Origin of the sequence: Rhodococcus sp. F64268 (genome assembly GCF_023015605.1) — a bacterium.
Taxonomy (GTDB): domain Bacteria; phylum Actinomycetota; class Actinomycetes; order Mycobacteriales; family Mycobacteriaceae; genus Rhodococcus.
Map to the genome: position 1 here is coordinate 17,312 of NZ_JALKAI010000017.1, position 24,839 is coordinate 42,150.

A 24,839-nucleotide genomic window follows, 5' to 3' on the forward strand; every position below is an offset into this window, starting at 1 on the left:
GCGCTACCTGCCCGCCAGGAACCGAACTTCCTGGGTCTCCTGGGAGGTCGGTGCACAGAGTAATCCCTCCCACGCATCGACGAGGGCAGGAAGCTCGGCCGGGGCCAGTTCGGTTCCCGTGCGGGCATACTGCGCGAGTGTTCTGAGCACACTCGCATACACCATGATGATCCGTTGCCTCCGTGCGTGTTCCGGAAGGCCGGTCAATTCGCTGCGTAGGACGTGGTCGATCTCGAGTCCACTCGCGGTGCCACGGGGGTCCGCTGTCGTGAAGATCTCGCCGATGACGTCCGCCTCCAGAAGCCTGTCGAGCAGGGCCACGTAGTGTTCGCCCCGACGGATGCTGTCCACCAACGGCGCGACGAGGCACCACAGTGCATCCCGGGCAGTGAATTTCGCGCCGACCGCAACCCATTCACGGATCAACTCACCGCGATATGCACTGATCCGAGGGAGGCGATGGTCCAAGATCGCGGTGAGCAGACCCTCCTTCGACCCGAAGTAGTATCTGACGACCGACACGTTGTTCTGCCCCGCGGCGGCCCTGACGTCTGCCAGTGTCACCGCGTGATATCCCCGCATCGCGAAAAGGCGTTCGGCGGCTTCCACCAGCAGCAGCCGCGTCTCTTCTCCCGAGCGGTACCGGCCTCTTCGGCTCGTCACGCACTCTCACCCCGAGTCTGAAGTCGTGCGGCGATACGGCCGCGGCACCTGTCGGATCCGAAGCTCTACCGGATGGCCCGGAGAATGTAAACCCTTCGACGCGCATTGATCGTATACGTATCCGACTTAACTTTTCGCAATTACTTTGACGCTCGTTGAACCACCCACCATGCGTCGAGAGGCCCGATCGATGACCACGCTCGAACAGCCCACAGTGACCGTTGTGCCCCTCGCCGGGGCCATCGGCGCCGAAATTCACGGACTGCGTCTGGACTCACTGACGGACGCAGATGTCCGCATGATCCAGGACGCTCTCACTCGGCACTGTGTGCTGTTCTTCCCCGGTCAGGGTGTCGACCCGGCAGTCCACCGGGCCTTCTCGCAGCATTTCGGCGAGATCGTGTATCCGCACCAGCATCTGGCGAGTCTCGAGTCCGAGGGCTTTCGCGAGATCAGCGTCATCGGCACCGACAACGGCAGTGCCTATCAGGCGAACCGCTGGCATTGCGATGTCGCGTGGCGAGCAGCTCCGTCGCGGTTCTCCATCCTGCACATGCAGGTTCTGCCCTCGGCCGGTGGTGACACACTGTGGTCGAACCAGTACGCCGCGCTCGACGCGCTGTCCGCCCCGATCCGCGAGGCCCTGTACGGCCTGACCGCGACACATCGAATCTCCCCTCGACCGGATGCCACCGAAGCAACGCATCCCCTCGTGATCCGTCACCCGGAGACCGGCCGCGAAGCACTGTTCGTCAACGATCTGTTCACCTCGCACATCAACGAGTTGTCCGCAGACGAGAGCGAGGCACTGCTTCGACTCCTCGTATCGGTCTCGATCCGACCGGAATTCACGGTGCGCCGCCGCTGGCAGGTAGGCGACATCGCGATCTGGGACAACCATTTCGTCCAACACAACGCGATCTACGACTACGGCGACGAGCCGCGCCGCATCCATCGCATCGAGGTGGCCCCGGAGGCACCCGTCCCCGCCCGCTGACCACCGATACCCACTACGTCGCACCCCCAGAGGAGAAGCACATGACCACCGTCGAAGCTCGTCCCGCCACCTCCACCGACACTTACACCGCCGGCGGAATCACCGTCACCAAGCTCGGCGAGAACATCGGCGCGCTCATCGAGGGCGTTCATGTCTCCGGCGACATCTCGCCCGACACCGCTTACGCCATCCGCTACGCGCTCGCCGCCAACAAGGTGGTCGTCTTCCGCGGCCAGCATCACCTCACGGACGAGATCCAGTACGAGTTCGCCGGGACGCTCGGTACGCCGACCACCACTCACCCGACGCTGACCTCGGAGGACAACCGGACCCTGATCCTCGAAGGCGCTGCCAACAGCTGGCACACCGACGTCACCTTCATCGACCGGATTCCGAAGGCCTCGATCCTCCGCGCCGTCGAGATCCCGCCCTACGGCGGTGCCACCACCTGGGCGTCGACGACCGCCGCGTACGCGCAGCTTCCCGCTCCATTGAAGGCACTCGTGGACAACCTGTGGGCACTCCACAGCAACGAGTACGACTACGCCGGGGTCCACGCCGACAAGCAAGGCATCGCCGCAAGGACGAAGGACACGATGCAGAACTTCACCCGCACGGTGTTCGAGACAGAACATCCCGTGGTCCGTGTCCACCCCGAGACCGGTGAAAAGTCACTCGTGCTCGGCCATTTCGTGAAGAAGTTCGTCGGACTCAAGAGCTCCGAATCGACGGCGCTCTACCAGCTCCTGCAGGAGCGGATCATCAAGCTCGAGAACACTCTGCGTTGGGCATGGACCCCCGGCGACCTCGTCATCTGGGACAACCGCGCCACCCAGCACTACGGCATCGCCGACTACGGCGACCACAAGCGTTCCGTGCACAGGGTGACGCTGGCCGGCGACGTCCCGACCTCCGTCGACGGCGAATCCAGCCGGATCATCACAGGCGATGCATCTCACTTCTCCGTAGTCGACACCCCCGACCGTTTCCCCGGCTTCGAAGAAGCCTGACCCACCTCTCCCCCAACGGATCCGGTCACTTCGCACAGCGAGTGGCCGGATCTGCTCCCGAAAGGAACCATCCGTGTTCAGCCGCCCTGCACGCCTTCGACACCGCTCCACGTTCGGAGCGCTCGCCCTGTCCCTTGCCGGTCTTCTCGCCGTTGCAGGGTGTACCTCGGCGGTCGACCAGGCTGCGGCAGAGGCCGGAAGCGCGGAGGTCACCGAAGGTGGTGTGCTCCGGATCGGAGACGGCGGCGACCTTGTGCCTGCCTCGTTCTACTCCGGTGCCCTGGCGGGAGCCACCATCACCGGACTGGTCTACGACACCCTCGTCAGCTACCCACCGGACGGTTTGGAAGCGGAACCCGTCCTGGCCGAATCCTGGGAGGTCTCTCCCGACGGTAAGTCGGTGACCCTCACGTTGCGACCCGACGTGACCTTCCACAACGGTAAGCCGTTCACCTCCGAGGACGTCGAGTTCAGCTTGCGGACCTACGCGGACCCCATGCGGGCCGGTCAGCTCGCGAGCACCGCTGCGCTGATCACGGAGTACGACACCTCGAACCCGCACGCCATCACCCTGACACTCTCGCAGCCGGCGAGCAACATCCTCGACCTACTCGACATCGTGCCGATCATCGACAAGAACACCATCGCCGACTTCGATGCCGGTTCCGGTTACAACGGCACCGGAGCGTTCCGCTTCGTGGAGTGGAAGCCGAGCTCATCGATCACGTTCGAGGCCAACGAGAGTTACTGGGACGGAGCTCCTCACCTCGACGGTGTCGAATACCTCGTCATTCCCGACGCCCAGACGCGAGTCTCCCAGCTGCGCTCCGGGCAGCTCGACCTGCTGCTCTCGATCGCTCCACGCGACGCCGAACAGCTCGAGAGTGACAACCGCTACCAGCTGGTCGACCAGACAGGAGTGGAACGCAACTGGTACATCGGCGCGAATGTCCAGGCACCCGGGATCAGCGACGTCCGGGTTCGTCAGGCCATCGCCTACGCGGTCGACAACGATCGCATCCTCGCCGACGTCTACCAGGGATACGGAACCGTGGGCAGCCTGCCTTGGCCGGACTACTCTCCCGCGTACGACGCGGACCTCAACGACACCTACGCCCAGGACGTCGACAAAGCCAAGGCACTGGTCGCGGCAGTCGGCGCCATCCCGGTCATTCCGATCACCTACACGACGGGCTCGAGCGAGTCCGAGGCCGTTGCGCAGATCATCCACGCGGATCTCGCCGCAGCCGGCATCGAGACCAGGCTCGAACCGGTGGACCAGGCAACCAATCTCAAACACCTGATCGGCGGGACCTACGGCGGGCTCTGGATCACCGCCCACACCTACACGCAGTACACGCCGGCGACACTTCCGACCAGCGCCTACCCGTTCAACTCGAAGAAGAACACCTCGAACTTCATCGATCCGGACTATCAGGCAGCCGTCGCGAACGCGTGGAAGATCGTCGATCCGACCAGCGCCGAGGCTCGAGCCGCATACGAGGTCCTCAACACCGAGTTGCTCGACAACGCGTTCCTCATCGAGTTGTTCGCCTCCGAGAACTGGCTCGCCATGTCAGCAAACGTCCACGGCGTCGACTGGTCGAAGAAGGCCGAGCTCGACCTCAGCGACACCTATCTGAGTGAGTGACCGAATATGCTGAACTACGCTCTGCGACGGATTCCCTCCGCGCTCGTCGTCCTCGCCGTCGGATCCGTACTGATCTTCGCGCTGCTCCGCTTGGTTCCCGGCGATCCCGCCATGGTCCTCGCGGGACCGGATGCACCCCCGGAAGCGATCGACGCCCTGCGCGCCGAACTCGGACTCACCGGATCTCCCATTGCACAGTATTTCTCGTGGCTCTCCGGGATCATCACGTTCGATCCGGGCAGGTCGCTGATCCTCGGCGGTGAGATCAGTTCGCTCCTGCTCGACGCACTCGGGAACACCCTCGTGCTTGCGCTGTCGGCCCTGGTCCTCGCTGTTGCCGTAGCACTGATTCTGAGCACCGGGTCGGTAATCGTGGACCGGAAGTGGCTGGGCAGCATCGTGACCACTTTCGGTACTGTCGCCGTGGCCATTCCGAACTTCGTCACCGGTGCGGCCTTGGTGGTTTTCTTCGGTGTCGTGTGGGCCGTCCTACCGGCCGGCGGCACACCCCGCAGGGGATTTCTCGACGATATCGGCATCTCGACGCAGTACCTGATCCTGCCCGCGGTGTGCCTGGCGTTGCCGATCGCGGCCTCACTGACGCGGTTCCTCACCGAATCGCTGCGCACCCAACTCGAGGAGCCCTACGTCACGACCGCACGGGCTCTGGGTATCTCCCGGCGGCGGATCGTGCTCACGCAGGCCCTCCCGAATGCTCTTCCTGCATCGATCACCGTCCTCGGCATCCAGATCGGCCACCTGCTCGGAGGCGCCGTGTTGGTGGAAGCGATCTTCGCGTGGCCCGGGCTCGGCCATCTCATCGAGCGCGCCATCTCGAGCCGGGACTACCCGGTGGTGCAGGTGATGCTGCTGTTCTCGGTGGCACTGTTCGTGATCATCCAGTTGATCACCGACCTGGTCAATGCGTCGCTCGATCCTCGAATCCGGCTGGGAGACAGAGCATGAGTACTACGACTGTCACTGCTGACTCGATTTCCCCGGTGGGTGCGGATCGCGACAGCGCCTGGAGCGCACTTCGCCGCGGCCGCGGTCTGGCTGGTCTGATCCTGGTCGGGATCGTGGTCCTGGCCGGAGTGTTCGCGCCGTGGCTCGCCCCGTTTGCACCCGACCAGCAGATCCCCGGTGCCACTCTCCAACCGCCGGGCGGCGAACATCTCCTCGGTACGGACTCCGTCGGCCGCGACGTCCTCTCCCGCACCCTGTACGGCATCCGCATCGACCTGCTCGTCGTGTTCCTGGCGGTTCCGGTAGGCGCGGCGCTCGGTTCGCTGCTCGGTCTGGCCGCGACCCGGTATGACTGGCTCGACACACTCGTCCAGCGCGCATTCGATCTGATCATCGCGTTCCCGACCATCGTGCTGGCCATCGCTCTGGCGATGGTGATCGGCCCGGGTGTATGGACGATCGCCACGGTGATCGTGCTCGCCGAGATCCCGGTGTTCGGACGGCTGATGCGGACATCGGTCCTCACGGTGCGCCAGGCACCGTACATCGAGGCAGCACGATCCGTCGGCGCCGATGAGGGATGGATCATGCGCCGGCACATCCTCCCGAATTGCCTCGAACCACTCACGGTGCAACTCGCGCTCGCGATGTCTGTCGGAGTGTTCATCGAAGGTGCAATGAGCTTCCTCGGCCTCGGGATCACACCGCCCACACCGTCCCTGGGCTCGCTCATCAAGGAGGGCACCCAGAATGCCTATCACTCACCGTTGTTCGTCGTAGGTCCCCTGGTCGTGGTCGTCGTTCTCGTCCTCGGCCTCCTCCTGATCTCACAAGCACTGGCCGCCCGTTCGCGTCGCCGCTGACACCGGCCGCACTCACCAGCAAGGACCTTCCTGTGACCACACCACTGCTCGCCGTCTCCGGTCTCACCATCGACTTCGGGACCGGGCATCCCGCCGTCGACAACGTCTCGCTCCAGATCGAACGCGGCGAGGTCGTCGCGCTGGTCGGCGAATCCGGATCAGGCAAGTCCATGACCGCGCGGGCGATCCTCGGCCTCCTCCCTGCGACCGCGTCCGTAGCGGGCTCGATCCTCCTGGGCGGAGCCGAGATGATCGGTGCCGAGGAGAGCGACCTCGCGCGCTATCGCGGCTCCGACGTCGCATTGATCTTCCAGGAACCGCAAAGCGCGTTGAATCCGGTGCGCCGCATCGGTTGGCAACTGCGCGAGGCCATCCGCGCACACAGGAAGGTCTCGAAAGCCGAGGCGAGGGCACTCGCGATCTCTCTTCTCGAACAGGTCGAAATCCCCGAACCCGCGAAGCGGGTGGACCACTTTCCCCATCAACTCTCCGGCGGGCAGAAACAGCGTGTCGCGATTGCGCTCGCACTCGCGAACGATCCCGATCTGCTCGTCGCCGACGAACCCACGACCGCACTCGATGTCACTGTCCAGGCGGAGATCCTCGCACTGCTCGGTCGTATTCGTGAGCGCACCGGCATGGGCATCCTGCTCATCACCCACAACATGGGCGTCGTCGCCCAGCACGCCGACCGCGTGGTGGTCATGCGCAACGGAGTGGTCGTCGAGACCGACACGGCGCACTCGCTCTTCGATGCGCCCGAGCACCCGTACACTCGGGCGCTGCTCGCCGCTGTACCCCGTTTGCCCGAGCACGCGAGCACCACGGTTGCCGAGAAGCCCGCCGGGGACGTCGTCCTCGAACTCGACAAGGTGGGCGTCACCTATCCCGCGCGGCGCGGCACCGCGGCGTTCCGCGCTGTCGACTCCGTCGACCTGACCGTGCACGCCGGCGAAGTGGTCGGCCTCGTCGGTGAATCCGGTTCCGGCAAGTCCACTCTCGGTCGCGTCGCCCTCGGCCTCGTCCAGGCGACATCCGGGCGGGTGTCCGTCGAGGGCCAGGACCTGTCCTCTATCTCCGCCACTCGGCTCCGCACCCTACGTCGCGATGTGGCGTTCGTGCAGCAGGATCCCGCTACCTCACTCGATCCGCGGCTTTCTGTCGGAGCCAGTGTCCGTGAGCCCCTGGACGTGCATTCCGTGGGTACCCCGGCAGAACGACGGAAGCGGGTTCTCGATCTGTTCGATGCCGTGCGCCTGCCTGCGGCCCTCACCGACCGTTTCCCGCATCAGCTCTCCGGCGGACAGCGGCAGCGTATCGCGCTGGCCCGAGCGCTGGCTCTGGCGCCCCGGCTGCTCATCGCGGACGAGCCCACCAGTGCGCTCGACGTGTCGGTGCAAGCCGAGGTGCTCGACCTGTTCGCCGAGATCCAGCGCGAACTCGGGTTCGCGTGCTTGTTCATCAGTCACGATCTGGCTGTGGTGCACCAGGTTGCCGACCGCGTCGTGGTGCTGCAGTCGGGGGCGGTCGTCGAGACCGGTCCGGTTGATGCTGTCTTCACTTCACCGCGCGAGCCGTACTCCCGGGCACTCATCGACGCGGTGCCGGTCCCCGATCCGGCGCGACGTCGGACCCACGCTGCACTGTCTGGTCTGACAGCGCTGTCTGTCTGAGACCTTCTCAGCACCGCACGACCTGGATAGGTAGGAGATGACAGTAGGTGTCGCATATTTCGATACACCAACCAGCATTCGCGGCACCTACGTCAGACTCCCAACTCCAGTGCCGCGCGGTCGCCTTCGAGGATCGCGGCGTGGGCGCGGCGCGGCGTCACGGCATCGCCTATTCGCGACACGTGGATCCCGCTCTCCGACAGAGCTGTCCACAGTTCGCCGACCGGCGCTTGGTGCGTCGCGACGACCACTCCGTCGACCGTGAGTACCCGAGTTTTCCCGGTGGGGTGATGGACCAGCGACACATGGAGCCTGTTGTCGCGGACCACCAGCCCTGCGACCGCCACGTCGGGCACCATCCCGATGCCCTTCTCGTGTGCGCGACGCAGCCAGCCGTCCATGTCGAGGGTGAGGCCGAGGTCCTGGCCGACGATCATTCCGGGGGTACATACCGTCACATCGCAGCCGCGGTCGGCGAGTAGCTCGGCGACCGACGTCGCCTCGTGGAATCCGAGATCGTCGACGACGAGTATCCGGCCGGACAGCGTTGCGCGACCTTCCAATACGTCGCGCACATCGACGACCTGCTCGATCGCAGCGGCCCATGCAGGACGGAGTGGACGTGCACCCGTCGCCACGATTACCGCGTCGGGCCGCAGCTCGCGGATGACGTCGACATCGACGTCGACGCCTGTACGGATCTCGACACCGGCCCGCAGGCATTCCGCTTCGAGTCTCGTCACGATGCCGAGGAGCTCACCGCGGTGAGGTGCAGCCGCGGCACCGCGAATCTGACCTCCTGTCAGCGTCTTCCGCTCACACAGCGTGACGACGTGGCCACGATCAGCAGCGGTCGCCGCAGCCTGCAATCCGGCAGGCCCGCCGCCCACTACCAGTACTCTGCGGCCCGGTGCGCGCACCTCGGGTAGCAATACCGATTCCCGGCCCGCGCGCGGGTTCACGGTGCAGCCGATCCACCGGCCGAGACCGACGCGGCCGATGCATTCCTGATTGCAGCCGATACACGGGCGCACCTCGTCGTCGAGGCCCGAGAGAACCTTTCCGGCGAAGTCCGGATCGGCGATCTGTGCTCGCACCGCACCCACGAGATCGCACACACCGTCGGACAAGGCTGCCCGAACCTGGTCTGGCCTCGTGAACCGTCCGACACCGACGACCGGCAGGGACACCGCGGCGCGGATCGCACTGGGCACGAACAGGGAATAGCCGTGCGGGGTCGCCATGGGTGCTTCGATGAGATGCAGTGTCTCGGTGGCAACGCCGACGGACGTGTTCAGGTAGTCGACGTGACCGGTGGTCTCGAGCATCCGGGCAACGTGCACCGAGTCGTCGACGTCGATACCCCCGTCGGTGCCGTCGTACCCGCTCAGTCGCACCCCGACCACATGGCCCGACCCGATCGCGGCCCGAACACCCGCCAACACCTCGAGCAGCGGCCGTGCACGTCCGTGCAGATCGCCGCCGTATCGGTCGGTGCGAGGATTGGTGCCGGACGCCAGGAAGGCACGCAGGATCGAGGCCTGCGAGCATTGGATCTCGACGCCGTCGAAGCCGCCGTCGATGCATCGACGCGCCACGTCGGCGTATCCCTCGATGAGTTCGGCGATCTCGCGTTCGCCCACTTCCATCGGTACTTCCCGGAACAACGGGTCGGGATCGGTTCCCGGCGACCACAGCGGGCGCCCGGTGTACATCGAGCTGCCTTGCGCTCCGTTGTGGTTGAGCTGCGCGAGGAGCCGTGTGCCGTGTCGATGCACCGCGTCGGCAAGCCGCCGGTAGCCGGGCAGTACCGCCGGATCCCACCCACGAATCAGTTTTTCGTACGGCCGATCCGAGGGGTGCACGGTGTGTTCCTCGGTGATGATCATGGCTGCACCGCCGCGTGCACGCGCCTCGTAGTAGGCGATGTGCTGATCGGTGATCACGCCGTCGATCGCGAAGTTGGTGAGGTGGGCGGGGAAGATCATGCGGTTGCGCAGCGTGAACGGGCCGATCCGCAGGGTGTCCCGGGGATCGGCTCCGTCCGCGTTGCGCGACATCGGTTCAGACCTTCGAGTTGCCCTGGTCGAGCGCCATCTGACTTCCGGTGATGGTCTTCGCACGGTCGCTCGCGAGGAACAGCACCGCGTCGGAGATATCGTCGGGGTCGGCGATGGGCTTCTCGGTGAGAATCGGGACGAAGTTCGGACCCCACGACGGGTGCTTCTCGAACAGCTTCAGGACGGCGACGTCGGTACCCATCGGGGTGTTCACGCCGTACGGGTGGATGGAGTTGACGCGGATGTTGAACTCGCCGAGTTCCTTCGCGGCGGCCTGAGTGATGCCCACGAGTCCGAATTTCGCTGCCGCGTAATTGATCTGGCCCGGCATCGCTTTGAGGCCCGCGACCGAGCTGACGACGATGATGGATCCGCCGTTGCCCGCCTCGATCATCGCGGGTGCCGCAGCCTTGAGGGTCTTGAACACACCCGTGAGGTTGATATCGATGAGCTCTTCGAACTGGTCGTCGGGCATTTCCCAGAATCTGTTCCATGTGCAGATACCCGCATTGGCCACCACGACGTCGAGCCGGCCGAATTGCGCCACACCCTCGTCGACGACGGATTTCAAGGCGGCGCTGTCGCGGACGTCTCCGATGCGGGCCACGATCTTGCCGCCCACCTCCTCGACCAACCGGACGGTCTCGTGGAAGTCGTCCTCGGTTGCCTGCTCGTAGGTGGCGTAGTCCGTGACCGATTTCGCGACGTCGATCCCGATGATCGACGCGCCTTCGCGCGCGAACCGCAGAGCGTGGCTGCGGCCCTGTCCCCGCGCGATACCGGTGATGAAGACGACCTTGCCGTCGAATTCGCCCATTGCAGCCGTTCCCTTCGATCGTCGAGTAGAACCTGTTTCAGTTTGCTCAGATTACAGCGTCCGCCCCAATTCGTATCCTTCCTCGACCGCTGAGCGGACGGTTCTCGGTGCGACGCAGTCGCCGATACGCAGCGCCTTCGGCCGCCCGGGCGAACCCGGACGCAGCGGTGCGCAGTCGACGAGGGTCGCCCCCTCCACCACCACCGATTCGTTCGAATGGCGGCACCCGAGGTGAACACCGTTGCCATCGACCGCACTCACCCTGACGTCGAGGTGCCGGGTGATATCGGCCCGCACCATCCTCGTGTTCGCCGCGACCAGGTCGCCGGTGGGCGCCAGCCGTGAACCGGCGATCGAGTCGGCTGTCGCATAGTGCACCTCCGCGCCGCGCTCGGCGAGATGTTCGGCCACCGAGACGGCGATCGGGCCGCCCGCCGGGTCCCAGACAACTACTGGGCCCGACGGCAGGTCGGGGTGCGCCAGCACCTCGGTCGCCGTGACATACCGGCTCTCGTCTACAACCGGAAACCCTGGAGACCGGGGCTCTCCACCGGTCGCCAGTACCACCGCGATACCGGCCGCAACTGCCGACTCGATGTCGGTAGCGCCGGCCTCGGTGCCGGTCCGGATGTCGACTCCGAGTGCACGACAACGACTCTCGATCCACGTGGTGAGTGCGGCAAAATCGGCGCGCCCTCGTCCGACCGAGATCAGCGACATCAGTCCTCCGACACGTTCGTCCCGCTCGGTCAATACGACGCGGTGCCCGCGTTCGGCGAGCACACGCGCAGCTTCGAGACCGGCCGGTCCCCCGCCGACGATCATCACGTCGCGGGGGTCGTCTGCGTGCCGAACCAGCGGCCGGGTCTCTCGCCCGGCCTCGGCGTTTCCGATGCATCCGACGATCGGGTTGCGGAAATCCCGGACGAGACACGCTTGATTGCATCGCACGCACGGTCTCGGCCGTCGACCGCCCCGGATCGATCGCACGAGATCGGGATCAGCGATCTGGGCGCGCGTCATCTCGACCATGTCGCAGATCCCGCCGAGAGCCTGTGCCGCGCGAACGGGGTCGACGACACTGCCCTGCAGGACCACCGGCACGGCGCCTTCGACGGCGTGGCGTATCCCGCGACACAACTCGTCGTTGAACGTTTCGGGGGTGTGTGCGTCGGGCCGGTAGGTCTCGGGTGTGTACAGACCACCGCGCACGACGGTGAGCAGGTCGAGGTGCGGGGCGAGCTCGCGGGCCCACACGGCCGCAGCATCCGGGGTGATACCCGCCCAGGGGGCGTTCTCGTCGCACGAGAGGCGCAGTGCCACGATTCGTTGTGTTCCGAGCTCGTCGCGAACGGCGGTCAGCACCTCGCGCAACAGGAGCAGCCGATCGGCACCGTAGGCATCCGCGCGGTGGTTGGTCAGCCCGGACAGGAACTGGCGCAGCAACGCGGTGGGTCCGGCGTCGAGTTCGACACCGTCGGTATCCGCCGCGACGGAGATCGCCGCGGCACGCCGGAATCCCTCGATGACGGCATCGATGTCGGCGGCGGTCATCTCGGCGGGCAGTTCACGGGTCGCCGGGTCAGGTACACGCGACGGAGCCCACAGAGCCGACTGAGACCAGGCGCTGGACCCCTGCAGGCCGCTGTGCCCGAGGCCGGCGAGGACGAGAGAACCGAGGGGACGGCACGCGTCGACGATCCCTGCCCACCCGGTCCCGCTGACTTCTGCGAGGGGCGCGCGCTCGTAGGGATGATCGAGACGGTGGACCGAGGCGACCTCGGTGACAACGATGCCGGCGCCGCCGCGCGCACGCCGCTCGTAGTAGGCGACGTGCTCAGCCGAGAACGCCCTTCTCTCTGCGAGATTCGTCTCATGTGGACCGAAGATCACCCTCGCCGGAGCGGTGCGTCCGGCGAGGGTGATCGGATCGGTGAGCCTGATCGGGCAGGCACGCCCTGAGCTCATCTGTGTCGGAACGAGGTTCGTCTCAGATACCGAGGTCGCGGCGGAACCCGGCCGGCACGAACACGTCGTCCGGGGTCAGCTCGTGGATCGAGTTCTTACCGAGACCCATGAGAGCGGAGCCGATCCCACCACTGAGGATGTCGAGGACGTTCTCGACACCGGCCTGACCATTCGCGGCGAGGCCCCACAGGTAAGCACGTCCGATGAGAACGCCCTTGGCCCCGAGCGCCAGTGCCTTGACGACATCGCTGCCGCGGCGGATACCGCCGTCGAGCAGCACTTCGACGTCCTTGCCGACCGCCTCGGCGATAGCAGGCAGCGCGCGAATCGGCGCGGGAGTGCCGTCGAGGTTGTTACCGCCGTGGTTCGACACCGAGATCGCGGTGACTCCGGCATCGACTGCACGCTTGGCGTCGTCGACGCGCATGACGCCCTTGAGTACGAACGGTCCGTCGCCCCACTGCTCACGCAACCACGCGACGTCCTCCCACGTGGGCAGCGGGGTGGTCATCCACTCGCCGTACGCACCGAAGAACGTGGGCGCTTCTCCGCCCGGGGGCGTGAGGTTCGGTGTGGTCAGATCGGGGACTCCGCCCGTCTTGGCCCACTCGAGCAGCCACTTGGGACGTGTGATGCCCTCGGGCCCGAACTTGATCATCGCGTCGAGATTCATCTTCTCGGGGATGGCCGGGCTGCCCCAGTCGCGACCGTTGGAGAACGACCAGTCGAGGGTCATGATCAGACCCTTCGCCCCGGCTGCGCGAGCACGTTCCATGCGCTGGACGAGCACCTCACGGCTGCCCACCCAGTACATCTGGAAGAACGTCTTGTCGTTGACCGCGGCGACATCTTCGATGGACTTGCTCGCGAACGAGCTCAATCCCATCGCCACACCTCGGGCAGCCGCGGCGCGCGCCACCGCGACCTCACCGTCGGGATGCACGGCCTGCACGCCGGTCGGGGAGATCATCACCGGCAGTGACACGTCCTGCCCCAGGATCCGGGTACCCATCTCACGTTTGTCGGACAGCCCGGCAACATGCGGAGCGAAACCGAGTTCGCGGAACGCGGCCGTGTTGTCGTCCACCGTGAGACCGGCTTCCGACCCGGCAACCAGTGCGCCGTAGACGGACTTGGGCAGTCGTTTGCGGGCGCGCTCCTGCGCGATCGCGACCGTTTCGAACCAGGGGTCCTGGGCCCACGGGTTCTTCAGCCAGGAAGGCTTGGCCATCTGAAGTGGTCTCCTCGGGATCTACAGACCTGCGAGCGGATTCTCGTCGCAGAACTTGGCGGGGGGTTTGGTGAGCAGCGTCAGGGGCACCGGCGCCGCAGGGGTGCGACGCTCAGCGCGCTTGCCGGTGCGTGAGTGGTCGACGCTGGACTGCGGCACGGTGCGTTCGCCTTCGAGTGCCGACTGCCCGTATCCCTGAACACATTCGGGATCCGGTCCGTCCATCGGAAGACCCGTGAAGAATTTCGCGGCCATACAGCCGCCGCGGCAGGAGTCGTAGAAGTTGCACGACGCACACGCACCGGCAGACTGCGGTTCACGCAGCGAACGGAACAGTTCCGAGGTCTTCCAGACCTGTGAGAATCCGCCGTCGGTGAGGATGTTGCCTGCAAGGAAGTTGTCGTGGATCGCGAACGGGCAGGCGTATACGTCCCCGATCGGGTCGATCAAGCACACGACACGGCCGGCGCCGCACAGGTTCAGGCCGGGCAGCCCACCCCCGCCGTCGGAGCCTCCGAAGGCGGACAGGTGAAAGAACGAATCGCCGGTCAGCACCCCTTCACCGTGCGCGACGAGCCAATCGTAGAGCTGTCGCTGCTGCTCGTGGGTGGGGTGCAGATCGTCCCAGACGTCCACGGCACGACCGGAGGGGCGTAAGCGCGTGATGCGCAGGGTCGCTCCGTACTGATCGGCGAGAGCCTTGAACTCGTCGAGCTGATCGACATTCTGGCGGGTGACGACGACAGAGATCTTCGCGTCGCGGAAGCCGGCCTCGGAGAGATTCTCGAGCGCACGCACGGCCATCGCGAAGGAACCCGGACCGCGCACCGCGTCGTTGACCTCGGCGGTCGCGCCGTCGAGGGAGATCTGCACGTCGACGTAGTCGGAGGCGGCGAGGCGCGCGGCGACCTTCTTGTCGATGCGCACGCCATTGGTGGAGAACTTCACGCCCACCTGATGTTCCGTGGCGTAGTCGACGAGCTCCCAGAAGTCGGAGCGCACGGTGGGTTCGCCGCCGCCGATGTTGACGTAGAACACCTGCATGCGCTGGAGCTCGTCGATGATCGACTTGCACTGTTCTGTGCTGAGTTCGCGGGGGTCGCGCTTACCGGAAGACGACAGGCAGTGCACGCACGACAGGTTGCAGGCGTAGGTCAGTTCCCAGGTCAGGCAGATCGGGGCGTCGAGGCCTTTTTCGAACTGGTCGACGAGGCGCCCCACCTTCGGTGGCGCAGCGGTTACGGGTGGTTCGAGCAGAGACGTCATGGCGAATCCTTGCTGGGTCGGAACGTCAGGCGGGAACGATCATGTTCGAAGCGGCCAGCGTGCCGAGGGCACGCACGTATGGCAGCTCGGCGCTCTCGTCGATCCCGTGGGCGCGCAACGCCTCTTGCACCGATGCATGATCATCGAGCGACTTGACGATCTCGACGATGACGGTGTTCTTCAGGAACGACAGCTTGCGGGTGCCGAAATGGTAGAGCAACGCCCCGAAAGGTTCGGGGCGAAGCGCTACCTGCGGATGGAGCCGCCAGGTGGCACCCGGGTCGAACGTTTCGGTATCCATAGCTTCGGGGGACACGTCGGTGGCTCCGGGCGCGGTCATGTCAGTACACGCCGCACATACCGTCGATGGACACCTCTTCGACGAGAGACTCCTCGATCAGATCGGACTCGATCACGGCGTTGTCACGATCGGACATGCTTCCTCCTCGGTTCTTTCGCACTTCATTTCTTCACACTCCAGAACTGGAGCCCGGTGTCACACCGCGCTTGCACTGTGACCCGGTTAACCACTCTAATGGCATCGAGTGCAGAATGTCACGTGAGGGAGGGCACAACGATGCGAAGCCGACGAAAACCGTCCGCTCGGGTAGGACGACGCCCGTCCACCACGAAGGAGAGCCTGTCCGCGATCGGCATCGAGTTGTTCCAGAAGGCCGGCTTCGACGAAACCAGCGTCGACGACATCGCCGAGGAAGCAGGCATTGCGCGGCGTACGTTCTTCCGATACTTCCCTTCCAAGAACGCTCTGGCCTGGGGCGATTTCGATGCACACCTCGATCACATGCGGGACCGCCTCGCCGCGATCCCCGACGACGTCCCGCTGACCGAAGCACTCACCACCGCGATACTCGACTTCAACACCTTCCCGGACTCGGAAGCCGATCGCCATCGCGCACGGATGAGCCTGATCCTTCGCACGCCGGCGCTCCAGGGGTACTCGTCGGTGATGTACCAAGGGTGGCGACGCGTCGTCGCCGAGTTCACCGCTCGTCGCACCGGTGCCTCCCCCGACGACCACATGCCGCGCACCTGCGGGTACCTGCTTCTGGGTGTGGCACTCGCCGCGTACGAGGAATGGCTCGACAACCCCGCGGCGAATCTCCGAGAGCTGCTCGCCACCGGAATGCAGCCCCTCACAGCAGGACTCGACTACAGTGGTCTCACCGTCGCTCCACACTCCACTGAGATTGGCCTTCCATGACCGTGCTCGATTCCCTCGCCCCGTGCCCTCCCGGACGCTGGTCACACGACCACGTGACGGTCGAGCACGTTCCGTCCGGCGATCTCACCCTTCGTCGTGGCGACGACCGGTTGCACGTGACGCACTCACTCACCGCCGACCAGCTCAGCGAACGGCTCGTTGCCGCTGTCACCGCGTCGGTGCAGGATGCCGCATTCGGACAGGAGGAGTTCGAACTGACCATGGTCGGGCTCGTCCGCTCCACGGTCCCCGGCGCACTCGACGCGTGGGTCACCTACTACCGCAATTCTCTGGGCGAACTCCTCGACGGCACTGCAGATTTCGCGCCGATCCACGAAAAAGCCGAAGAGCTCGTCCGCGGCCACGTCCTCGACCTCGGGTCGTGCTTCGGTTTCCTCCCGCTCCGCCTTGCCCGCGCCGGTACTCGCGTCACGGCCACCGACATCCTGCCCGGCACCATGCGGCTGCTCGACGCCGTCGCGCCCGAGCTCGGCATCGAACTCGACACGATCGTGTGCGACGCCGCGCACGTGCCCGTCCCCGACAACAGCTCCGACACCGTCACCGCCATCCACCTGCTCGAACACGTCGACGACGAGATAGGCGACGCCGTACTGCGCGAGGCCGTGCGGGTCGCACGTGAGCGCGTCGTGGTTGCCGTGCCGTTCGAGGACGAGGCCACCGCGTGCCATGGGCACATCCGGACGTTCGATCTCACCGCGCTCGAGGCGCTGGGTCGCGGCACGGGACTGCCCTACGAGGCGTTCGAGCACCACGGCGGCTGGCTGGTGCTCGACGCCCGCTGACGCACATGGCTGTCCGGGCCGCCTGCACCGGCAGAGATGTGCGGCAACAACACGTGATCGGCGTCGTAGTCACCGGAGCGTAGCGACCGGAAATCGATTGCCGGTTCGGTCTCGAGCTTGCCGAGCCGGGCGTGCAACCGCTTCTCCTCCGCGTCGAAGCTCTGTGCGTCGATGCAGTTCGCGCTCGCGATCAGATGCGGTCGCAGCACCCGCATCCCGGTGTAGAAGCCGGTGCCGTGGAGCAGCGGCCACAGGACGTGATCGATCGATCCGCTGATTCCTCTCGGACCCAGCGCCGAGTCCCGGTCACCCGCGGTCACCACGACGAGCATCGTCTTGCCCGCGAGGCCGCCGTCCCCGTACTTGACGACATGTCCGTGTTCGTCGTGCACTCCGAACGCGAACCCGTTGGTGAACACGCGGTCGAACCAGCCTTTGAGTATCGCGGGCATGCCGTACCACCACAGCGGGAACTGCACGACGATGTACCGTGCCGCCCGCACGGCGTCCTGTTCACGACGAATGTCTGCAGCGAGCCCTCCCGTCGCGGTGGCATGCTTCTGCTGCGCCGACAAGGTGTCGCCTACCGGACCGACGAAATCTGCGCCGGAGAGCACCGGATTCCAGTTCTGCGCATAGAGATCCGAAATCGACACATCATGGCCGACGCACCGCAGTCGATCCGTACCGGACCGGAACAGCGCATGATTCAACGAGGTTCGATCGGGATGCGCGTGCACCCACAGCACGCTTTCGTTCGACGTCATACTCCCATACTCTGATGCTGCAACTCGATTGGGAAGTACGCACATTCATGTCCGATAGTGACAGAAATGTAAGCATTGGAGGTCCGATGCACAGGAAAGCGGTGGAAACGGCGCTGCGGGTGTGTCCGGTCGAAGTGGCGGTCGCGGTCCTCGGCGGGGCGTGGAAGCTGACGATCGTCAAGTACCTGCTCGACGGACCGCGTCGATTCGGGGAACTCGGACGACTCGTCGGACCTGTCAGTCCGCGAGTCCTCACCCGGCAACTCCGCGACCTCGAAACCGACGGCATCGTCTCGCGTACCGTCTTCGCCGAGGTACCGCCGCGGGTGGAGTACGAATTGACCGACCTCGGGCGGACACTCGACATCGCAGTCGCCTGGCTCGACGAGTGGGGCAAGAACTTCGAGCAGCAGCTGCCCTCATCCTGACAAGTCAGATCAGGCCCTGCTTGCTCGCCGCATACACCGCCTCCGCGCGACGGGTCACTCCGAGCTTGCGCATGATGTTGCTGACATGGAATTTCACGGTGGTCGCCGAGATATACAGCTGCTCACCGATCTTCGCGTTCGACAGGCCACCCGCGAGCAGTTTCAGCACCTCGAGTTCCCGCCCGGTCAGTTGTTCGGCCGAGACGCCCTGACCGTTGAGGGACCGCACCACCGCCGCCGCGCTGCGCGAATCGAATGCGCTCTCCCCACGCGACACCGCGCGAATAGCGCGAACGAGTTCGGTGGTGTCGACATCCTTGACGACGTAGCCGCGGGCACCTGCATGCACCGCACGGACGACGATCTGCTCGTCGAGGAAGGTAGTGAGGACGAGCAATCCGGTGCCGGGGTGGGATGCGGACAACTGCCCGCACAAAGCCAGGCCTTCGAAGTCGGACCCGGCCGACAGCTTCAGGTCGAGCAGGACGATGTCCGGGCGCATCCGGTCGACCAGCGCGACCGCCTCCACATCTGTGGACGCCTCCCCCACCACTTCGAGGTCGGGTTCCCGATCGAGGATCGAACGTAATCCCTGGCGGAGGATCGCGTGATCATCGACCAGCGCGATCCTGATGGTGCCGGAATGGGCACGCTGTGGGTGCTGTTGCGGCGTGTGTTGTTGCGGCAGGGTCATTGCAGTTCTCCCGTCGTGGCCGGTGCAGCCGGGCGGCGAACCGGGATCCGGACGGCGATGCGAACCCCGCCGATCCTGGCTCGGCGCACCTCGAGGGTGCCGCCGAGTTCGTGTGCGCGAGCCTTCATGTTGGCCAGCCCACGATGACGGCCGTCGAGGTCGTTGCCGTCGGCCAGCTTCAGCATCAGCCGCATGCGCGCAGGGTCTCCGTCACCGTCGTCTGCGACGGACAACAGCACCGAGTCGGGGCTGTAGGTCAGGCGCAGGATCGCCCGGGTCGCGTTCGCGTGCACGGCGGCATTGAACAGTGCCTCACCCGCGATCCGGAGGAGGGAGTGTTCCGCGTCGCCGGACAGTTCGAGGGGTGTTCCGCCCACCCTTACTGCGATGTCGAGTTCGGCGGGCGTGTGCGCGACCCGGAGTTGCTCGAGCATCTCGGGGAGCGACGAGCGATCGGCGTCGGAGGTGCGGTTGAGGGCGTAGATGGCGGACCGGAGTTGTTCGACGGCGCGGCGGGTCAACTCCTTGGCCAGATCGAGCCGCTCACTGCGCTCCTCGGTGGGAATCTCACTGCGACACACTTCTATCTGCATGCCGGCGGACAGCACGGCCTGGGTGACGCTGTCGTGGAGTTCACGTGCGATACGGTGCCGTTCCTCGTCGAGCGCCTGATGTCGGTGCGCCGCGCCGAGCCTGCGTTGGGTCAGTGCCAACTCACGCAGCGTCGCCTCGAGTTCTTCGTTGCGCGCTTGCAGGTCCGCCGCCGAACGATTCGCTTCCTGGTACGCCTGCTCGGCGCGGTGGAGCAGCAACTGCCCCCGCTGGTACAGCGCCGAGTTCTGGAGCGCGACCGCGGTCTGGCTCGCCAGGATCGACAGCACCGCCCGATCCGTGCTGTCGAGGACGCGGTGCTCGGGTGTCCACGCCGCGATCGCCCCGGCCACGCCCCCGTCGAGGACGATCGGCACGAGTGCACGGTGCGGCGCGACCGCGGTGTCCTGTTCGATCGATCCGCGGCTTATGTCCTCGAGGACCGAGACCACCTCGTCGGGCAGCGGTGGCCCTTCGACGTTGTCGACCAGGAACGGGGTGGCGTCCGGCCCGAGCACGAGGCGGCGAGGGCCTGCATCCGGCAGGGTGCCGTCGGTGAGCGCAAACGCTACCCAGCGGGCGCTCAGATGTGCGCGAGCAGCCTCCGCAACGGCGCAGATCAGTGTCTCGGGGCCTTCGACGGTGCGGACGAGCGCTCGGGAGATCAATTCGAGCGCATACACGACCCGTTCGAGACGTTCTGCCGCACCGCGGTATTGAGGATAGAACGTCGGTTTTCCCGACCTGAGGCCAGTGAGCGCCGAGAGGTCCGGCGCACTCACAGCGCCGTCCGGAACAGTTCGATCATCTGCGCGTGGGTTGCAGTGCGCGGATTGGTGGACATACAGGCGTCGCGGAGTGCCCCCTCGGCGAGCCGCGGGAGGTCGCTCTCGGTGACTCCGAGCTGCTTCAGCCCTCGTGGCACACCCACCCGGCGGGAGAGGTCGTCGATCCGCGCGGCGACCGCTTCGACCGCGTCGGCTGCGGGCCCACGTGCTTCATCGAGTCCGAGTGTCGCGGCGATCGTGACGTATGGGTCGGGATCGGACGCGCCGTTGAATCGGATGACATGCGGGAGCAATACCCCGTTGATGACGCCGTGGGGCTGATCGAGGAGACCACCTACCTGATGGCTCATCGCATGCGTGGCGCCCAGAATCGCGTTGGTGAAGGCCAGCCCGGCTTCCAGGCTCGCCTGTGCCATCGCCGCGCGCGCCGCCATGTGGAGTGGGTCGTCGATCGTGCGGACGAGTGTGCCGGTGACCATGCCGATCGCCCGCAGCGCGTGATGGTCGGTAAGGGGATTGTGCGCGAGGGAGACGAATGCCTCGACGCCGTGCGTCAGCGCGTCGAGACCGGTTGCCGCATTGAGGTCGTCGGGCATGGTGGTGAGCAGTCGCGGGTCGATCACCGTGAGATCCGGCACCAGGGACCGCCCGATGATGGTGACCTTGCTGCCGCGTGCGGTGTCGGTGACCACACAGAACTGGGACACGTCTGCACCGGTACCGGACGTCGACGGCACCATCACCATCGGCGGGATCGGCAGGCTCGCGCGGTCGACGCCCTCGTAGTCGAGGATGCTGCCGCCGTTTGCGGCGAGGATCGCGATGCCCTTCGCGGCGTCGATCACGGAGCCTCCGCCGAGCGCGACGAGCACGTCGCAGCCGGCCTCCCGGTACGCCTCGTGACCGGCCGCGACCTCGTAGTCCTTGGGGTTCGGAGTCAGGCCCGACCAGATGGTGGGGCTCAGGCCCCGGTCGAGGAGGTGGCGGCGCAACTCGTCGACCCAGCCGGCTGCTGTCAGGCCCGGGTCGGTGACGAGCATCGGCCGGACCCCGCCGAGGCGCGCTGTCGCGTGTGCCGCCTCGACCAGTGATCCCTCCCCGAACACGATCTCGGGGGCGTGGAACTTCACGACCCCGGGGCGGCTCCCCTCGCCGACATGGTGGCCCACCCCTGCATACCCGGGTTCCGGCACGACGACGGCCACTGCTCACTCCTGACGATCTGCACGAAATTGCTGTGATCCAGCTTACGTGGGCACCCTGAGCCTAGGCCGCTGCGGATAGCCACGCACCGGACCTGCGGGCGGGCGCTCGACCTACCCGATCGGGTAGGTCCGGTCACGACAGGTCTCGTCGGTGCAGGTCGTGGTCACTGACCGGTGTCTCCCATGACGGCGCCTTCACGGCGCGGATCGGCGCCACCGATCCAGCCTTCGCCGTCGCGTTGGAGCGCACTGAGCCCGCTGGATTGAGGGGCGACGGACACCTCGTGCCCCATGTCGCGGAGTTGTTGCACGAGGGGGTCCTGCGCGCCGTCGTCGGACGCATCGATCGCCGGGTGTTCTCCACCGACTCCGGTGACCGGCGTGTTCGCAGACCCGAACGACACTGCCGAGACGGCCTGCTGCGGGTCGAGGCCCCAATCGAGCGAGTTGACCAGGGTCTTGACCACGAACTGGATGATCACCGAGCCACCGGGCGATCCGACGACCATCTGCAGATCGCCGCGTCCACCGTCGGGGGTGCGGTCGAATACGAGGGTCGGGGCCATCGAACTGCGGGGACGTTTCCCCGGCGCAACACTGTTGGCGACGGGCATGCCGTCCTCGTCGACCGGCTCGGCAGCGAAGTCGGTCAACTGATTGTTGAGCAGAAAACCATCGATCATGTGGAACGACCCGAACGCCGACTCGATCGTCGTCGTCATGGATGCGACGTTGCCGTAGCTGTCGGCAACCGAGATGTGGCTGGTGCCGTGTTCCGGGGTCTGTTCGGGAACACCGAGAGGCACGGGCCCGAAATCACCCGGCTGCGCTTCGCCCATGCTCTTGCCCGGATCGATCAGGCCGGCACGTTCGGCGAGGTACTCCGGGTTCACGAGGGTGTCGAGCGAACCGCCGGGCAGCGGAACGAAATCGGAATCGGCGACGTACTTGTCGCGATCCGCGTAGGCGAGTCGTTCGGCCTCCGAGACCAGATGGACGGCATCTGCGTCCGGCACACCACCGTCGGAATCGACGTCGCCGGGCGGCAACCCGGCGAGGTCGAAGTTCTCGAGGATGCCCAGTGTTGCGGCCACCGTCACACCACCGGACGACGGATTCGGCATCCCACAGATCTCGTAGTCGCGGTACGGGGTGCACAGGGGTGTGCGCGCTTTCGCCTCGTATCCGGCGAGATCGGCGAGGGTCATCGTGCCGGGCGTGCGTCCACCCGAGTCGGTTGCCGTCGCGTCGACGACGGCCTGCGCGATGTCGCCTGTGTAGAAGGCGTCGGCACCGCCCGCGGCGATCGCGCCGAGGGTCTTGGCCATGGCCGGGTTGGTGAGCGTCTCCCCCGCCGGTTTGGGGTTCCCGTCCGGGAGCAGGAAATACGCGCGGGCGTCGTCGTCGACAGCAAGTTGCGCCGCGGAGTCGGCGATCGAATCGGCCATCCGGTCGCTGATCACGATTCCCTGGTCGGCGAGTTCGATCGCGGGGTCGAACAGGTCGGCCCAGCCCGTCGAGCCGTGTTCGGCGTGCACCATTTCGAGCATGCGCAACACGCCCGGCACTCCGATCGACCGCCCGCTGGCGCGCGCGTCTGGCTTCGGTTCCGTGTGGTCGGTGTCGCTGATCCAGCGCAAGTAGTTCTCGGTCGCGGACATGGGGGCCGTCTCGCGGCCGTCGTATGCCTGGACCTCGCCGGATTCGGCGTCGTAGTACACCAGGAACGCACCACCGCCGATGCCGGACGATTGCGGTTCGACAAGTCCGAGCACCATCTGCGCCGCCACCAGTGCGTCGGCGGCGGTGCCACCGTCGCGGAGGACTGCGCACGCCGCCTCGGTGGAGACGGGATTCGCAGTCGAGACCGCATACGAATCGGCGGTCACCGCGGTCATGCCCGTGCGATAGCCGGTGGCGATCTCGGGATTGGTCGAGATATCGCGTTCACCCGTCTCCGGCGACGGTGGTGCGCCCGTGAGCGGGGTGCCGTTGGGCCCCGCGGTACAGGTCTCGGCGGCGCCCTGCGTGTCGTCGCTGTGGCTGCCCTCGGTTCCCGACGCGCACGCGCCGACGAGCGCGAGCGCCACCGCCGCTGCAGCAGCGACCCTGATTCCCGATCGTATTCTCGCCCCCGAGATCATCCTCCGACGGTAACCGCGTGATCGCAGCTGCGCGGGCATTCGAACTACACGGCCGTTCGAACTTCTCCGAACGGCCCTTGACAGGAGGCACGTGCGAGCGCATCCTTTATTCAACCAGATGGTTGATAAACCAGAAGGTTGCCAAAATGGAGGCCCGACCATGCACGACGACGCGAACGACGACCAACTCGACCTGGCATTCACTGCCCTGGCCGACCCGGTCCGCCGCCGCATCGTCGCCCGGCTCAGCCGCGGGCCCGCCACCGTGAACGAACTCGCGGAACCCTTCGCGATCACCAAACAGGCGATCTCGAAGCACATTCAGGTTCTGGAACACGCCGGACTCGTCACTCGCACACGCGACGCCCAGCGCCGTCCCGTCCATCTGAATCCCGCGCGGCTGGAGATGCTGACCGCCTGGATCGACCGCTACCGGTTGGTCAAGGAACAGCAGTTCCGCGATCTCGACGCCGCGCTGGCCGGGGACTCGGCCGACCCGAAACCATAGAGGTTCCCGGCGGAACCTCCCTCGGAAAGGTTCGTCATGAGCAACGCCATGAACGTCACCGTCGCCGACGGTGTCCCCTTCATCGACTACGAGCGCGAATTCGACTTTCCTGTCGCCGACGTGTTCCGCGCCCACAAGGACCCTGACCTCATCGTGCAGTGGCTCGGCCCGCGCGGCATGGAGATGACGATCGACCACTACGATTTCCGCACCGGCGGCAGCTACCGGTACACCCACACCGACAACGATGGTTCGTACACGTTCACGGGAGTCTTCCACACCGTGCGCGAGAACGAATTCGCGGTTCAGACATTCGAATTCGATGGATTTGCCGATGTGGTGAGCATCGAGTTCCTCACCTTCACCGATCTCGGCGGCGGGCGCTGCAGGCTCAGCGGCCATGCGGTGTATCCAAGTATGGAGGCTCGCGACGGAATGGCATCGTCCGGGATGGAGACCGGCATGAGCCAGGGCTACGACCGGCTCGACGAAGTTCTGGCACGCGTGTCGGCACCGTGAAC

The 24,839-nt window shown here is 65.9% G+C and carries 24 protein-coding genes; 11 read left to right on the forward strand and 13 right to left on the reverse strand.

Annotated features, from left to right (window positions below):
- Nucleotides 1-3: 3 nt before the first annotated feature.
- Nucleotides 4-663 carry a TetR/AcrR family transcriptional regulator gene (locus tag MWU77_RS23705; RefSeq protein ID WP_247274944.1) on the reverse strand — a complete coding sequence of 220 codons (660 nt, stop codon included), beginning with the start codon at nt 661-663 and terminating at the stop codon, nt 4-6.
- Between the two features lie 190 nt (nt 664-853).
- On the opposite strand from MWU77_RS23705, the gene MWU77_RS23710 reads away from it, so the two are divergent.
- The 6 genes from MWU77_RS23710 to MWU77_RS23735 all read left to right on the forward strand — a co-directional run bounded on the left by MWU77_RS23710 (nt 854) and on the right by MWU77_RS23735 (nt 7,823).
- Entirely contained in the window at nt 854-1,660 is an 807-nt protein-coding gene (locus MWU77_RS23710; RefSeq protein ID WP_169689931.1) for a TauD/TfdA family dioxygenase, read from the forward strand.
- 41 nt (nt 1,661-1,701) lie between these two features.
- Nucleotides 1,702-2,670 (forward strand): TauD/TfdA family dioxygenase, encoded by a 969-nt coding sequence (locus tag MWU77_RS23715; RefSeq protein WP_247274945.1) that lies wholly within the window; start codon nt 1,702-1,704, stop codon nt 2,668-2,670.
- Between the two features lie 73 nt (nt 2,671-2,743).
- Complete coding sequence (locus MWU77_RS23720; protein WP_247274946.1) at nt 2,744-4,321, forward strand: ABC transporter substrate-binding protein; 1,578 nt, start codon at nt 2,744-2,746, stop codon at nt 4,319-4,321.
- Between the two features lie 6 nt (nt 4,322-4,327).
- Nucleotides 4,328-5,287 carry an ABC transporter permease gene (locus MWU77_RS23725; RefSeq protein ID WP_169689934.1) on the forward strand — a complete coding sequence of 320 codons (960 nt, stop codon included), beginning with the start codon at nt 4,328-4,330 and terminating at the stop codon, nt 5,285-5,287.
- A complete protein-coding gene (locus tag MWU77_RS23730) occupies nt 5,284-6,150 on the forward strand; it encodes an ABC transporter permease (protein ID WP_169689935.1) in 867 nt (288 codons plus the stop codon). The genes MWU77_RS23725 and MWU77_RS23730 overlap by 4 nt, the downstream gene beginning before the upstream one ends.
- 32 nt (nt 6,151-6,182) lie before the next feature.
- Nucleotides 6,183-7,823: an ABC transporter ATP-binding protein gene (locus tag MWU77_RS23735; RefSeq protein WP_169689936.1), complete on the forward strand. Its 1,641-nt coding sequence runs from the start codon at nt 6,183-6,185 to the stop codon at nt 7,821-7,823.
- Between the two features lie 92 nt (nt 7,824-7,915).
- Here the strand turns inward: MWU77_RS23735 and MWU77_RS23740 are convergent, their stop codons facing one another.
- The 7 genes from MWU77_RS23740 to mftA are packed head-to-tail and all read right to left on the reverse strand — an operon-like array spanning nt 7,916 to nt 15,602.
- Nucleotides 7,916-9,883 carry a mycofactocin system FadH/OYE family oxidoreductase 2 gene (locus MWU77_RS23740; protein ID WP_247274947.1) on the reverse strand — a complete coding sequence of 656 codons (1,968 nt, stop codon included), beginning with the start codon at nt 9,881-9,883 and terminating at the stop codon, nt 7,916-7,918.
- A 4-nt stretch (nt 9,884-9,887) separates the two neighbouring features.
- On the reverse strand, nt 9,888-10,700 hold the full coding sequence (locus tag MWU77_RS23745; protein ID WP_169689938.1) for a mycofactocin-coupled SDR family oxidoreductase: 813 nt from the start codon (nt 10,698-10,700) through the stop codon (nt 9,888-9,890).
- A 51-nt stretch (nt 10,701-10,751) separates the two neighbouring features.
- Complete coding sequence (locus tag MWU77_RS23750; protein ID WP_169689939.1) at nt 10,752-12,668, reverse strand: mycofactocin system FadH/OYE family oxidoreductase 1; 1,917 nt, start codon at nt 12,666-12,668, stop codon at nt 10,752-10,754.
- 22 nt (nt 12,669-12,690) lie between these two features.
- Nucleotides 12,691-13,899: a pre-mycofactocin synthase MftD gene (gene mftD / locus MWU77_RS23755; RefSeq protein ID WP_169689940.1), complete on the reverse strand. Its 1,209-nt coding sequence runs from the start codon at nt 13,897-13,899 to the stop codon at nt 12,691-12,693.
- Nucleotides 13,900-13,920: 21 nt separating this feature from the next.
- Complete coding sequence (mftC, locus tag MWU77_RS23760) at nt 13,921-15,165, reverse strand: mycofactocin radical SAM maturase (RefSeq protein WP_247274948.1); 1,245 nt, start codon at nt 15,163-15,165, stop codon at nt 13,921-13,923.
- Nucleotides 15,166-15,190: 25 nt separating this feature from the next.
- Nucleotides 15,191-15,505, reverse strand: coding sequence for a mycofactocin biosynthesis chaperone MftB (gene mftB, locus MWU77_RS23765; protein WP_206040350.1), 315 nt, complete (start codon nt 15,503-15,505; stop codon nt 15,191-15,193).
- A gap of 1 nt (nt 15,506) precedes the next feature.
- Entirely contained in the window at nt 15,507-15,602 is a 96-nt protein-coding gene (gene mftA, locus MWU77_RS23770; RefSeq protein WP_006553546.1) for a mycofactocin precursor MftA, read from the reverse strand.
- Between the two features lie 140 nt (nt 15,603-15,742).
- Here mftA and mftR point away from each other — a divergent pair, with 140 nt between their 5' ends.
- Nucleotides 15,743-16,387: a mycofactocin system transcriptional regulator gene (mftR, locus tag MWU77_RS23775; protein ID WP_247274949.1), complete on the forward strand. Its 645-nt coding sequence runs from the start codon at nt 15,743-15,745 to the stop codon at nt 16,385-16,387.
- Nucleotides 16,384-17,193 carry a mycofactocin oligosaccharide methyltransferase MftM gene (mftM, locus tag MWU77_RS23780; protein WP_247274950.1) on the forward strand — a complete coding sequence of 270 codons (810 nt, stop codon included), beginning with the start codon at nt 16,384-16,386 and terminating at the stop codon, nt 17,191-17,193. The genes mftR and mftM overlap by 4 nt, the downstream gene beginning before the upstream one ends.
- Here the strand turns inward: mftM and MWU77_RS23785 are convergent.
- The gene (locus MWU77_RS23785; protein ID WP_169689944.1) at nt 17,142-17,960 is read right to left on the reverse strand and encodes an NAD(P)H-dependent oxidoreductase; all 819 of its coding nucleotides are present in this window, start codon (nt 17,958-17,960) and stop codon (nt 17,142-17,144) included. The genes mftM and MWU77_RS23785 overlap by 52 nt on opposite strands.
- Before the next feature lie 86 nt (nt 17,961-18,046).
- On the opposite strand from MWU77_RS23785, the gene MWU77_RS23790 reads away from it, so the two are divergent.
- A complete protein-coding gene (locus tag MWU77_RS23790; RefSeq protein ID WP_169689945.1) occupies nt 18,047-18,388 on the forward strand; it encodes a helix-turn-helix domain-containing protein in 342 nt (113 codons plus the stop codon).
- Nucleotides 18,389-18,392: 4 nt separating this feature from the next.
- Here MWU77_RS23790 and MWU77_RS23795 read toward each other — a convergent pair whose 3' ends face one another.
- The 4 genes from MWU77_RS23795 to ggt all read right to left on the reverse strand — a co-directional run bounded on the left by MWU77_RS23795 (nt 18,393) and on the right by ggt (nt 23,810).
- Nucleotides 18,393-19,082: a response regulator transcription factor gene (locus tag MWU77_RS23795; protein ID WP_169689946.1), complete on the reverse strand. Its 690-nt coding sequence runs from the start codon at nt 19,080-19,082 to the stop codon at nt 18,393-18,395.
- Nucleotides 19,079-20,455 carry a histidine kinase gene (locus MWU77_RS23800; protein ID WP_169689947.1) on the reverse strand — a complete coding sequence of 459 codons (1,377 nt, stop codon included), beginning with the start codon at nt 20,453-20,455 and terminating at the stop codon, nt 19,079-19,081. Before MWU77_RS23800 ends, MWU77_RS23795 begins: the two co-directional genes overlap by 4 nt.
- On the reverse strand, nt 20,452-21,630 hold the full coding sequence (locus tag MWU77_RS23805; RefSeq protein WP_308198868.1) for an iron-containing alcohol dehydrogenase: 1,179 nt from the start codon (nt 21,628-21,630) through the stop codon (nt 20,452-20,454). Before MWU77_RS23805 ends, MWU77_RS23800 begins: the two co-directional genes overlap by 4 nt.
- Nucleotides 21,631-21,830: 200 nt before the next feature.
- Nucleotides 21,831-23,810: a gamma-glutamyltransferase gene (gene ggt / locus MWU77_RS23810; RefSeq protein WP_247274951.1), complete on the reverse strand. Its 1,980-nt coding sequence runs from the start codon at nt 23,808-23,810 to the stop codon at nt 21,831-21,833.
- A 160-nt stretch (nt 23,811-23,970) separates the two neighbouring features.
- Here ggt and MWU77_RS23815 point away from each other — a divergent pair, with 160 nt between their 5' ends.
- Nucleotides 23,971-24,318, forward strand: a complete 348-nt coding sequence (locus tag MWU77_RS23815; protein WP_247274952.1) for a helix-turn-helix transcriptional regulator — start codon at nt 23,971-23,973, stop codon at nt 24,316-24,318.
- A 36-nt stretch (nt 24,319-24,354) separates the two neighbouring features.
- The gene (locus MWU77_RS23820; protein WP_247274953.1) at nt 24,355-24,837 is read left to right on the forward strand and encodes an SRPBCC family protein; all 483 of its coding nucleotides are present in this window, start codon (nt 24,355-24,357) and stop codon (nt 24,835-24,837) included.
- Nucleotides 24,838-24,839: the final 2 nt, after the last annotated feature.

Coding starts and splice junctions, on each gene's coding strand:
- MWU77_RS23710 (WP_169689931.1), top strand. CDS start 854: ATGACCACGCTCGAACAGCCCACAGTGACCGTTGTGCCCCTCGCCGGG.
- MWU77_RS23715 (WP_247274945.1), top strand. CDS start 1,702: ATGACCACCGTCGAAGCTCGTCCCGCCACCTCCACCGACACTTACACC.
- MWU77_RS23725 (WP_169689934.1), top strand. CDS start 4,328: ATGCTGAACTACGCTCTGCGACGGATTCCCTCCGCGCTCGTCGTCCTC.
- MWU77_RS23730 (WP_169689935.1), top strand. CDS start 5,284: ATGAGTACTACGACTGTCACTGCTGACTCGATTTCCCCGGTGGGTGCG.
- MWU77_RS23740 (WP_247274947.1), bottom strand. CDS start 9,883: ATGTCGCGCAACGCGGACGGAGCCGATCCCCGGGACACCCTGCGGATC.
- MWU77_RS23745 (WP_169689938.1), bottom strand. CDS start 10,700: ATGGGCGAATTCGACGGCAAGGTCGTCTTCATCACCGGTATCGCGCGG.
- MWU77_RS23750 (WP_169689939.1), bottom strand. CDS start 12,668: ATGAGCTCAGGGCGTGCCTGCCCGATCAGGCTCACCGATCCGATCACC.
- mftD (WP_169689940.1), bottom strand. CDS start 13,899: ATGGCCAAGCCTTCCTGGCTGAAGAACCCGTGGGCCCAGGACCCCTGG.
- mftC (WP_247274948.1), bottom strand. CDS start 15,165: ATGACGTCTCTGCTCGAACCACCCGTAACCGCTGCGCCACCGAAGGTG.
- mftB (WP_206040350.1), bottom strand. CDS start 15,505: ATGACCGCGCCCGGAGCCACCGACGTGTCCCCCGAAGCTATGGATACC.
- mftA (WP_006553546.1), bottom strand. CDS start 15,602: ATGTCCGATCGTGACAACGCCGTGATCGAGTCCGATCTGATCGAGGAG.
- mftR (WP_247274949.1), top strand. CDS start 15,743: ATGCGAAGCCGACGAAAACCGTCCGCTCGGGTAGGACGACGCCCGTCC.
- mftM (WP_247274950.1), top strand. CDS start 16,384: ATGACCGTGCTCGATTCCCTCGCCCCGTGCCCTCCCGGACGCTGGTCA.
- MWU77_RS23785 (WP_169689944.1), bottom strand. CDS start 17,960: ATGACGTCGAACGAAAGCGTGCTGTGGGTGCACGCGCATCCCGATCGA.
- MWU77_RS23790 (WP_169689945.1), top strand. CDS start 18,047: ATGCACAGGAAAGCGGTGGAAACGGCGCTGCGGGTGTGTCCGGTCGAA.
- MWU77_RS23795 (WP_169689946.1), bottom strand. CDS start 19,082: ATGACCCTGCCGCAACAACACACGCCGCAACAGCACCCACAGCGTGCC.
- ggt (WP_247274951.1), bottom strand. CDS start 23,810: ATGATCTCGGGGGCGAGAATACGATCGGGAATCAGGGTCGCTGCTGCA.
- MWU77_RS23815 (WP_247274952.1), top strand. CDS start 23,971: ATGCACGACGACGCGAACGACGACCAACTCGACCTGGCATTCACTGCC.
- MWU77_RS23820 (WP_247274953.1), top strand. CDS start 24,355: ATGAGCAACGCCATGAACGTCACCGTCGCCGACGGTGTCCCCTTCATC.